Source organism: Blastomonas sp. CCH1-A6, from assembly GCF_001556365.1.
Lineage (GTDB): Bacteria > Pseudomonadota > Alphaproteobacteria > Sphingomonadales > Sphingomonadaceae > Blastomonas > Blastomonas ursincola.
This window is the reverse complement of the sequence record NZ_LSIS01000420.1, coordinates 1-8,815: the sequence shown is the minus strand read 5'-3', so window position 1 is coordinate 8,815 and position 8,815 is coordinate 1. Positions and strand designations below refer to the sequence as shown.

11 protein-coding genes are annotated in these 8,815 nt (G+C 62.3%); all 11 read right to left on the bottom strand.

Features of this window, described 5'->3' with window-relative positions; all coding sequences use genetic code 11:
• The coding region (locus tag AX735_RS18990) for a conjugal transfer protein TraG (protein ID WP_066283471.1) at positions 1 to 1,853 on the bottom strand (1,853 nt) is incomplete at its 3' end.
• 34 nt (positions 1,854 to 1,887) lie between these two features.
• Positions 1,888 to 3,642, bottom strand: coding sequence for a relaxase/mobilization nuclease domain-containing protein (locus AX735_RS18985; protein ID WP_066283469.1), 1,755 nt, complete (start codon positions 3,640 to 3,642; stop codon positions 1,888 to 1,890).
• 235 nt (positions 3,643 to 3,877) lie between these two features.
• The gene (locus AX735_RS18980) at positions 3,878 to 4,510 is read right to left on the bottom strand and encodes a lytic transglycosylase domain-containing protein (RefSeq protein WP_066283466.1); all 633 of its coding nucleotides are present in this window, start codon (positions 4,508 to 4,510) and stop codon (positions 3,878 to 3,880) included.
• Between the two features lie 144 nt (positions 4,511 to 4,654).
• Positions 4,655 to 4,987 carry a DUF736 domain-containing protein gene (locus tag AX735_RS18975; RefSeq protein ID WP_066283463.1) on the bottom strand — a complete coding sequence of 111 codons (333 nt, stop codon included), beginning with the start codon at positions 4,985 to 4,987 and terminating at the stop codon, positions 4,655 to 4,657.
• Complete coding sequence (locus AX735_RS18970) at positions 4,984 to 5,577, bottom strand: S26 family signal peptidase (protein WP_066283458.1); 594 nt, start codon at positions 5,575 to 5,577, stop codon at positions 4,984 to 4,986. Before AX735_RS18970 ends, AX735_RS18975 begins: the two co-directional genes overlap by 4 nt.
• Positions 5,574 to 6,095, bottom strand: a complete 522-nt coding sequence (locus AX735_RS18965; protein WP_082751203.1) for a DUF2840 domain-containing protein — start codon at positions 6,093 to 6,095, stop codon at positions 5,574 to 5,576. Before AX735_RS18965 ends, AX735_RS18970 begins: the two co-directional genes overlap by 4 nt.
• Positions 6,096 to 6,342: 247 nt before the next feature.
• Complete coding sequence (locus tag AX735_RS18960; RefSeq protein ID WP_066283456.1) at positions 6,343 to 7,209, bottom strand: replication initiator protein A; 867 nt, start codon at positions 7,207 to 7,209, stop codon at positions 6,343 to 6,345.
• Positions 7,209 to 7,460, bottom strand: coding sequence for a helix-turn-helix transcriptional regulator (locus AX735_RS24600; protein WP_006964014.1), 252 nt, complete (start codon positions 7,458 to 7,460; stop codon positions 7,209 to 7,211). The genes AX735_RS18960 and AX735_RS24600 overlap by 1 nt, the downstream gene beginning before the upstream one ends.
• Before the next feature lie 118 nt (positions 7,461 to 7,578).
• Entirely contained in the window at positions 7,579 to 8,034 is a 456-nt protein-coding gene (locus AX735_RS18955; RefSeq protein ID WP_066283452.1) for a DUF2285 domain-containing protein, read from the bottom strand.
• Between the two features lie 118 nt (positions 8,035 to 8,152).
• A complete protein-coding gene (locus tag AX735_RS18950) occupies positions 8,153 to 8,350 on the bottom strand; it encodes a transcriptional regulator domain-containing protein (RefSeq protein WP_066283450.1) in 198 nt (65 codons plus the stop codon).
• A gap of 137 nt (positions 8,351 to 8,487) precedes the next feature.
• A complete protein-coding gene (locus AX735_RS18945) occupies positions 8,488 to 8,751 on the bottom strand; it encodes a DNA -binding domain-containing protein (RefSeq protein ID WP_066283448.1) in 264 nt (87 codons plus the stop codon).
• Between the last annotated feature and the right edge of the window lie 64 nt (positions 8,752 to 8,815).

Below are 8,815 nucleotides of genomic sequence, written 5' to 3'. Positions count from 1 at the left end.
TCATTTTCGGATTCGGCCCCATCGGCATCTGACGGCACATCCGGCTTTGGCTGATCAACAGGCGGCTGTTCGGAGCTTTTCGCTTCGGCCTGGGCTGGTTTGGTCGGCAGCGGTGCCGCAATGGGTGCGAGCGCAGACCAGTCGTCCTTTGGCCGCTTTTTCGGGTGCAGCGGTTTCGGGGTGGGTGCCGGTAGAAGACGCGCGCGAAACCGTGGGTCGAGAAAGTATTTTGCCTTTTCCGCGCGGATCGGCGGAGTGCTGGCCACCAGCACTATCTCCTCGTGCTCAGAAAATTGCTGAACTTCGCCGGGGGTCAGCAACGGCCTCGCGGTCTCAGTACGTGAGACCATGATATGGCCGAGCCATGGCGAGAGGCGATGCCCGGCATAATTCTTCATTGCCCGCATCTGGGTCGCGGTGCCGAGTGCATTGGAAACGCGGCTGGCGGTATTGTCATCATTGGCCGCGAACGCGACGCGGACATGGCAGTTGTCGAGAATGGCGTTGTTCGATCCGTAGGCTTTTTCAATCTGGTTGAGCGACTGCGCGATCAGGAATGCCTTGATCCCGTAGCCTGCAACAAAGGCCAGGGCGCTTTCGAAGAAATCGAGCCTCCCCAAAGCCGGGAATTCGTCGAGCATGAACATCACGCGCTGCCGGCGTCCCTTGGCTCTCAGCTCTTCGGTCAAACGGCGACCGATCTGATTGAGCATAAGGCGCACGAGTGGCTTGGTCCGGCTGATATCGGAAGGAGGAATGACCAGGTAGAGCGACACAGGTGCCGCTGAATCGACAAGATCGGTGATGCGCCAGTCTGAGGCTCCGGTGACCTGCGCAATCACAGGGTCGCGGTAGAGGCCGAGGAACGACATGGCCGTCGACAGGACGCCAGACCGCTCATTGTCAGACTTGTTCAGCAGTTCCTGTGCTGCGGCAGCCACGACGGGGTGAACACCGTCTTTACCCAGGTGCGGGGTCGTCTTCATGCGGTGCAGCGTGATTTCTATCGAACGGCGCGGATCGGAAAGGAAGCCAGCGACTCCGGCCAGTGACTTGTCTTTCTCGGCATAAAGGACGTGCAGGATCGTGCCGACGAGCAGTGAATGACTGGTCTTCTCCCAATGCGTGCGCTTTTCCAGTGACCCTTCTGGATCGATCAATATGTCGGCGATGTTCTGGGCGTCACGCACTTCCCAATCGCCCTTCCGGACTTCGAGCAGCGGGTTGTAAGGGTTGGATTCGGGGTTGGTCGGATCGAACAGCAGGACGCGGCCATGCCGCGCGCGAAAGCCCGCCGTCAGATCCCAGTTCTCGCCCTTGATATCGTGGACGATGCAACTGCCCGGCCAGGCGAGCAGCGACGGGATTACGAGACCGACGCCTTTGCCGGAACGTGTCGGCGCAAAGCAGAGAATATGCTCAGGGCCATTGTGCCGCAGATACCGGTTCTTGTGCGAGCCGATCACCACACCATCCTGTTTCAGGAGACCTGCCTTGCGGATTTCCTTGTCGGTCGCCCAGCGTGCGGAACCGTAGGTCTCTGACTGCTTCTCCTCCCGTGCGCGCCACACCGACATGGCGATCGCGATGACTATGGCGGCCATGGCACCCGAGACCGCGATGAAAGCGCCGGTCTGGAAGATCTGTGGTGCATAGGCGTCGAACGCAAACCACCACCAGAAGAAGGCATAGGGCGGATAGATCGGCCAAGGTCCAAGCCAGAACCAGGGCTGGCCGAGCTCGGATTGGTACGCAAGGGCGTGGGCCGTCCATTGGGTGGCAGACCAGATGCCAAGCAAGGTGACGCTGATGACGGCGATGACCTGACCCCAGAGAATGCGGGTGGCGTTCATTGAAAGTTACTCCTGATGAGGGGGTAAATGAGGGTCACAGACTGATCCCGCGTCCGCGGCCCAAGGCCCAGTCAACAGAACCGCCCGGCGACATGGTGCCGGTGATGTGCTGGCCGAGGTGCTGATCGAGCGCCGGGCGCCAAGGCACGAGCTGGAAGCCCAGCCCTTCGTCGATCATCGCGAAGCGGCCTGTCGACAGCGTCACCCGCTCCCGGTAGATGCCGCTGACATAGTCGCCTGCGCCCGACGGTTTTTGCTCAAGTCCCGTGCGCGCGGCGATGGCCTGAGCGGCGGCCGTCAGTTCCTGATTCTTCAGCGTCCCGACGAGATCCTGAGCAAGGGTTACCCGCTGGCCCTGACGACGGGCTAGCCCCTGCGTTTCGAGATGGCTGGCGCGGGCATCTAAGGCATCACGCACCTCGCGCCCGAAACCATTGCCCGTTGCTACGGGATTGCGGGCCACAAGCTGGCGATCAAGCCACGTCGCGCCGGGCGCTTTGATCTGTGCCTCGAGGGGTATGTCTGATCGTGTGGCGAGCGACAGCCGGTCATGCCCTTTGGCATCCTCCCATGAGCGCAGTTCGACGATCGATCCGGGTTTGGCGTCGCCGGTCATCTCCATGTCCTTGAACCGCAGATGGTGCGTGCGGCCATCGACACCGTCGACGATGGCATAGGCGCTGCCCGTCAGTTCGTCGTGGAGGCCACGTTCGACCAGGCGTCCGATGACCGGTTCGCTTGGAACGTCCTGATGCAGGGCCAATGCCGATACATCAAACCGCCCGCCGTCGCGGCTCATGGCATTGTGCATCGTCTTGATGATGTCGTTGCGCACCGAAAGATCGCGCAATGTGGTTTCGGCACCGGGCTCCAGAGCCCACACCGCAGGCCCCTCGCGCGCGGCCAGTCCCAGCTGTTCCAGTTTGGCGGCGCGGCCCAGAAGCAGCCGGCGCATTTCGGGATCGGCGTCGCCGCCTGGACGCAGATCGATAAGGCCTGCGGTATCCTGACCCAAGCGTTCAAGCTGCCGGTCAAGACTGGTCCAGCGCTCGGCATCGACCTCGCGTGCGAGCGCGGTGCGGATGTCCAGCTCGGTGCGCGGCCCCAGTTCGAGCGTCACCCGCTCTTCCGCCCGGAACCGCAGCCCTTCGCTGATATAGCCCCGGTCAATGACAAGATCGGCGCCGTCGCTGGCAACGCCGCGCACCAGCACATGGATGTGCGGATTGTCGGTGTTCCAATGGTCAACGGCGACCCAGTCCAGTTCGGTGCCCAGATCCTTGGCTGCATCAGCCATCAATTCGCGGGTGAAGCTGCGCAGGTCTTCCATGTCCCCGGCATCTTCGGGCGAGACGATGAAACGAAAGTGGTGCCGGTCATCTTCGCAACGCCCTGCAAAGGCATCCCGATCAGCCCTGTCGGTCTGGGCATCGAACATCGAGGCATCGCGCCCGTCGCGGGACACGCCGTCACGCTCAAGATACTTGATGTGCTTTGCCAGCGGTGCGGCGCGGTAATGCGCACCTTTATGGCGAGCGATGCGCGCCATGACAGTAACGCGGCGTTGGCCAGGTGTGCGGCGCATCGCGGCAACCGTCCGACGCCCGCGCGCGGCTTTGCCGCTACCGCTGCCGCGTTTCAGACCCGCTCGCCGTGAACCCGCATGGCCCGCCTTGTTGGCGGCGCGCTGGACCTGAGCCGCCAGCTTCTGGCTTCGCCGTCCAGAGGCTGCACCGCTGTCCCTGCTTCTTCCCGGCCGCACCCGAAATTCATTGTCGTCGCGGCTCATTTTGAAGGTGCCAGACGATTGCGCGGCAGATTTCCGGGCGCGTGGGAAACATTGTATGGCCGGTTATGTCCGGTGCCATACGAAATTATCACACTACAACAACCACATGAGGGCCAGGTGCTGGCACTCCTTTTATCTTGCCCTCCAAAATTGCCCTGTCGCTCAAACACACGCCTCCCCGCCGTACCTTTCCGACACGACGCCCGAACCGTCAGAGATGCGCTGGTGTAACCCATCACTGATTTCGCGGTGAAAGCGACACAAACAGGGGGTGCGGCGCGGGGTTCGGTGACGGCAAAGAGGCCGACGGCGACGTAAGCTGGGTGCGCTGTGGCTGCACATCGGCCGTACCGTCATTGCTGCTCGCTTCTCCATCCCCGCGCGGTGTGAACAATGTAGCCTGACGCCAGGGATGAGCATTGGCAGGTGGCATGGCAGCAGGCGAAGCGATGCTGGCCATTCCAAGACTTGGCGCGATCTGGGCGACGTAGTTGACGGTTTCTGCCGGAAGACTGCGACGACCGGCAGCATAGTCATCGGCACGGCCTGGTCCCGCATTGTAGGCCGCCAGCATCAAGCTGACATTGCGATACCGATCCCACATGGCGCGCAGATAGGCCGCACCTCCAAGGATGTTTGCACGCACATCGAACGGGTCAGAGCCAAGGCCATGCCGCGCGCTCAGCATAGACCAAGTGCCGGGCATGATCTGCATCAGCCCTATGGCTCCGGCAGGCGAAACCGCACGCGAATTGCCGCGACTTTCCGCCCGCATTACCGCCCATATCCAGAGCTCAGGAATGCCGAAGCGCTGCGATGCCTCTGCGACATGCGGCGCATAAGGATGCTCTGCAAACTGGTCAGGCACCGTCGCAACTGCGGCAACCGGAGAAGTCGCCGCTGCCAAGCCGAGAGCGAAACAAGTGCCGGGAAGGAGAAGGTGAAGGCGCAGCCGAACGGCAATCCGAACTACGGAACACCTGCGACGGCGAAGCGAAGCAACGGTCATGGCCTATTTCCGATCGCGATTGGTCGGACGCGACCAGAGCAGGTGATGCTCGTCGTCACGGGACATGGATCGAAGCAGGTTGGCGCGCAGAGGATGGGCAAAGGCCGGGTCGTCGATCTGCACCGCGACAAAGGCACCGGCGCGCTCGCCTGTGCGGTTCCAGCCAGCACCAATTTCAGTGCCGGTTTCGGCATCGCCGAGCAGCACGCGCCAGTCGGGTGCATTGTCGCTGTCGTTCGATGGAGCCGGGACGAGCGTCACGACAGCATCGAGCGTGAGGGTCCGGATTTGCCCGGTAAAACTGTCCTGCGCGGAATGAAAGACGCCGATCATCATGGCCTGTGCTCCTGGTTGGTGGTTGGGGAAGCGGCGGATGCACCAAAGCCTCTCCAGCGCAGGGGCTGGTCAGGTGCATCACGGGTAAGGATGGGGTGTGCCGTGCCGATAAGACCGGCTGCTGGCAGAGCGCCGAAATAGCGCCCATCAAGGCTGTCGGGCGCCGGGTTCAACAGGAACAATTCGTCTGTCCGAACACGGTGACAGCCCTGCCAGCTTGGCAAAGGCCGACCCATTCTGTCGTGCGATTTGGCTATGGCGACACGCTTGCCGTCCACCGAGACGACAGCGCCGGCGCGGCACGCCCATTGCCCGGGCAAGGCCGCGACATGTTTCATGAGCGGCACGCCGATTGGCAGATAGTGGCGCTCGGCCATCATCCGCGCGGTCGCAGCCGGGGGCACAATGGCGACCAGTTCGCCAAACCTTGGGCGTGTGTCGCTCTCGAGGCGATAGAGGCCGACGGGCGCACTGGCGCTCGCGTTCCACATCAGTCGCGGTCGCGGCGACAGCATGGCGACTGCTGAGAACCCGGCGCTGAACAGGGCTGCCCACAGTATCGTGGCGCGAACATAGCGGCGGCGGCTCATGCTTCGAGCGCCTTGCGCCGGAGCCAGGCCGCGTGCCGCTCCGCTGTGTAAGCCCTGAACGGCATTCCGGCATTCAGCCGGTTGCCGACGTGGCGCCAGTGATCGGGCGATGCGTCGCACGGATCAACACCGGCGGCTTCGACCGCATCGATGGCCTGCAACACCTGTGCGACCTTGGGCCAGCCCTCGATGTGCAGCAGAATGTCAGCGCCGGGACGGACAAACCGCAACGTCGTGTAGGCCTCGCCCGGTGCCACTGCCGTCACGATGTCGATGCACGAATGGATGGTGCCATAGTCGTTCGACGACCAGCGCACGAAGGCGAAGACCGCGCCGGGACGGAAGGCGATGACGCGCGTGCGGCGGTTGATGATCGTGTCTGCCGCGATGCGCCCGAAGCGGATCCATTGTTCGTAGCGCTTCTCGATCCAGGTCACTTCGACCTCGGTCAGGGCGCTGGCTGTTGCTGACCTGATGGTCTGCGAGGAGCTGTGCCGCTGCGCAGTTGGCTCGCTCATGGCCGCGCTCCTGCCACCGCGAACCCGACAAGCTTGACGCGGACGTTGAGCAGGCCCGTCGCACCGAGATTATCCACAGGCGGCAAAAGGGTTAGCAAGAATCCGAAGGATTCTTTTCTATTAGCATCGTTAGAGGAGCGCCGATTTGCCGCAGATTTCTGCGGGTTTCCGCATGGTCCCGGTTTTCGATAGGCCGAGGATCGGGTTTCCGATGGGCCGAGTCCGACGGTTTTTGATAGGCCGAATGTCATGCCAACTTCTCCACAGGGAAACCGACGCGCCGGGCAGCGGCAACGAACGGGTCGACGGGGATGGGTTTGAAGATCAGCCGCTCGCGGCCGAAGCTGTGTTCAAGGCTCAGATGGTAGCCCGGGAGAGACTGCCGCCGGACGATGGTCCGCAGCTCGAATGCGAATTGCTTGAGCGGCGAAAGCGCACCTGATTTGAGATGAAGGTGCGGAACGTCGAAGCTCCAGCCACCGCGCTGATGTCCACCATGCTTGCGCACGATACGGTAGAGCCAGCGCTCGACGCCGCCAGTCAGCGCAAAGTAGGCGCGGTCGATCGTCAGGATCAGGCCGCGATCGAGCACACCGGCATAGAACCAGTCGGGCAGGATGAGCTCGATGCCAACGGCTCGGCCACGGTCGTCGAGTGTCTCCCGCCATTCGTTGATCCAGGAGAAGCGGTGGCGTCGGCGCTGGTGTTGCTGGCGGATCGACGTGGCAACGGTCGTCGATTGCAAGCGGTCGAGCGCTGCGCGCAGCCGCTCATAATGGTCCTTGCCCGTCCCGCGCCCGATGAAGGTCAAAATCTCGTGCGGACGGGCGGCGATGTGCCGAGATGTAGGGCGGCCTGCGTCGCGCGCTTCGACGAGTTGGCTCGCCGCCCAAATCAGAATGTCGGCATCCCAGATGGTCGCCATGCCGTGCTCGGCCACGGCTTCGACCGAGATCCATGTGGCCCCCATTGCGAAGTCGATCGGCGCGGAGCGCCGCGACTTGGCAAGACTGAAGAAGGGCCAGGACATCAGATCCTGCGCATCGCGTGCGGCAATGTCACCGGGCATCGAGTAGAACAGGTCGAGCTGTTGCTGGGGGCTCACCGAACGCATCAGCGGCGCACCGGTCGTGCTGACAGGCAAATGCCTTGTCCGGGATCGGATGTTGAATTGCGGCGACCATTTTGCGCCCAGGCATCGAGATCGACTATGGCATAGACAATCCGCCGACCAAGTTTGTGAAAGGCCGGCCCCGTCCCATAGCAACGATGCTTTTCAAGCGTGCGGGCTGAGAGACCCAAATGCACGGCAGCATCGGGCGTCCTGACATAGCGCGGGAATACCGGGACGAAATCTCCATCCATGAAACGTCTCCTGTGAAGTGCCGGACACAAGGGGTTGGCCCGGCGAGCAGGAGGCGAGATTTGAGATTTTCAGGGACTTGGGTGAACGGACATAGGGCGTGGCTGCCGAATGTCCCGATCAGTGGCCGCTCAACAGGGCGAGATAGCCGCCGTCGCGCATGGCGAGCGCCTGTCGCTGCCAGCGAGCAATCCGTTTGCGCTCGCTCGACGTGTCCCATTCGGCGGCCGAATATCGCCCGGCATCGCGGGCGATAAGTTCGATGGCCAATTCGCGCATGGTTGCACCGCCGGACAGCGCATCGAGCAACCGAAGCCATTGGACCAGACGCCAGTGCTCTGACGGACCGGGCGCAAGGCAGAACGGGAGCTTCTTCACATGTCCGAGATGGCAATGCTCATGAAAGTCGGAAACGGCGGCCTTCCGTGTTTCCCAAAATGCGTCGCCCGGAAGAACATAGGCGAGCGGCTCGGCTTCTGTTGTCTCGCCGCAAATATTCAGGCGGTAGCGGCGCTTCCCCGTCGAGAGGACGAGATGCCGCCCTTCCTCATCACGGTGCTCGGCCGCGATATTCATACTTCCGACAATTTCGGCTTGGCTGCAGCCGTCGCAAGGGAAAGGAGCCGGGCGCAAAAGGATGACGCTGGCCGCGGTAGATGGGTGCCAGATGATCGGGAGATGGTGGGCCGGGAGGTCAGGGTCCGCAGCGAAAGACCAACCCCCAGTGCCGGGCCAGACGACTCAGCGCGAGTGGCGCAGCGTCAACGGCTTCAGCATATTGGTCGCGATAGTCGGGATTGCGGCGAAGAAACTCCTGCGCGAAATCCGCGCGGTCATAGGTTTCAAACGCTTTGGCGTAATTCTCCGAACGCCAGTCGGGCGGCTTCTCCATCGCACCTCTCCTATGAGGTTTTTTTGGAGTCGAACGATCACGTCGGAGCCGTGACGAGAGAAGTGCTCGAGTCAGTTCCGGGCTCCCCCGCGGCAAGGCACAATCGATTGCGCCAGATTGGTGCTAAATGCCCGGTTTTATTGGGTTCGCGGGACCATCAGGTGCTTGTAGCCGTGTTGCGTCATCCACCTGGCGCGGGCGAGATGGGTATCATAGACCCTTCGCGCGCGATCCGGCTCACTGGCAGGATCGATGGCGAAGATGATCGAAACCACCTCTTCCCATGATGCCTCGTCCTTTTCGGCATCCAGCAGGCGAAGATAGGTGACAAGGTGGCGCTCATCATAAGCGCTCAATCGGTCTGACTGCGGTGGTTCATCGGCAAACTCAGGAGCCGACATGGGTCTCTCCTTGGGTCACGTCCGTCAATGAGGTGTAATTTGGGGTGTGGTCACCGGGCTGCAT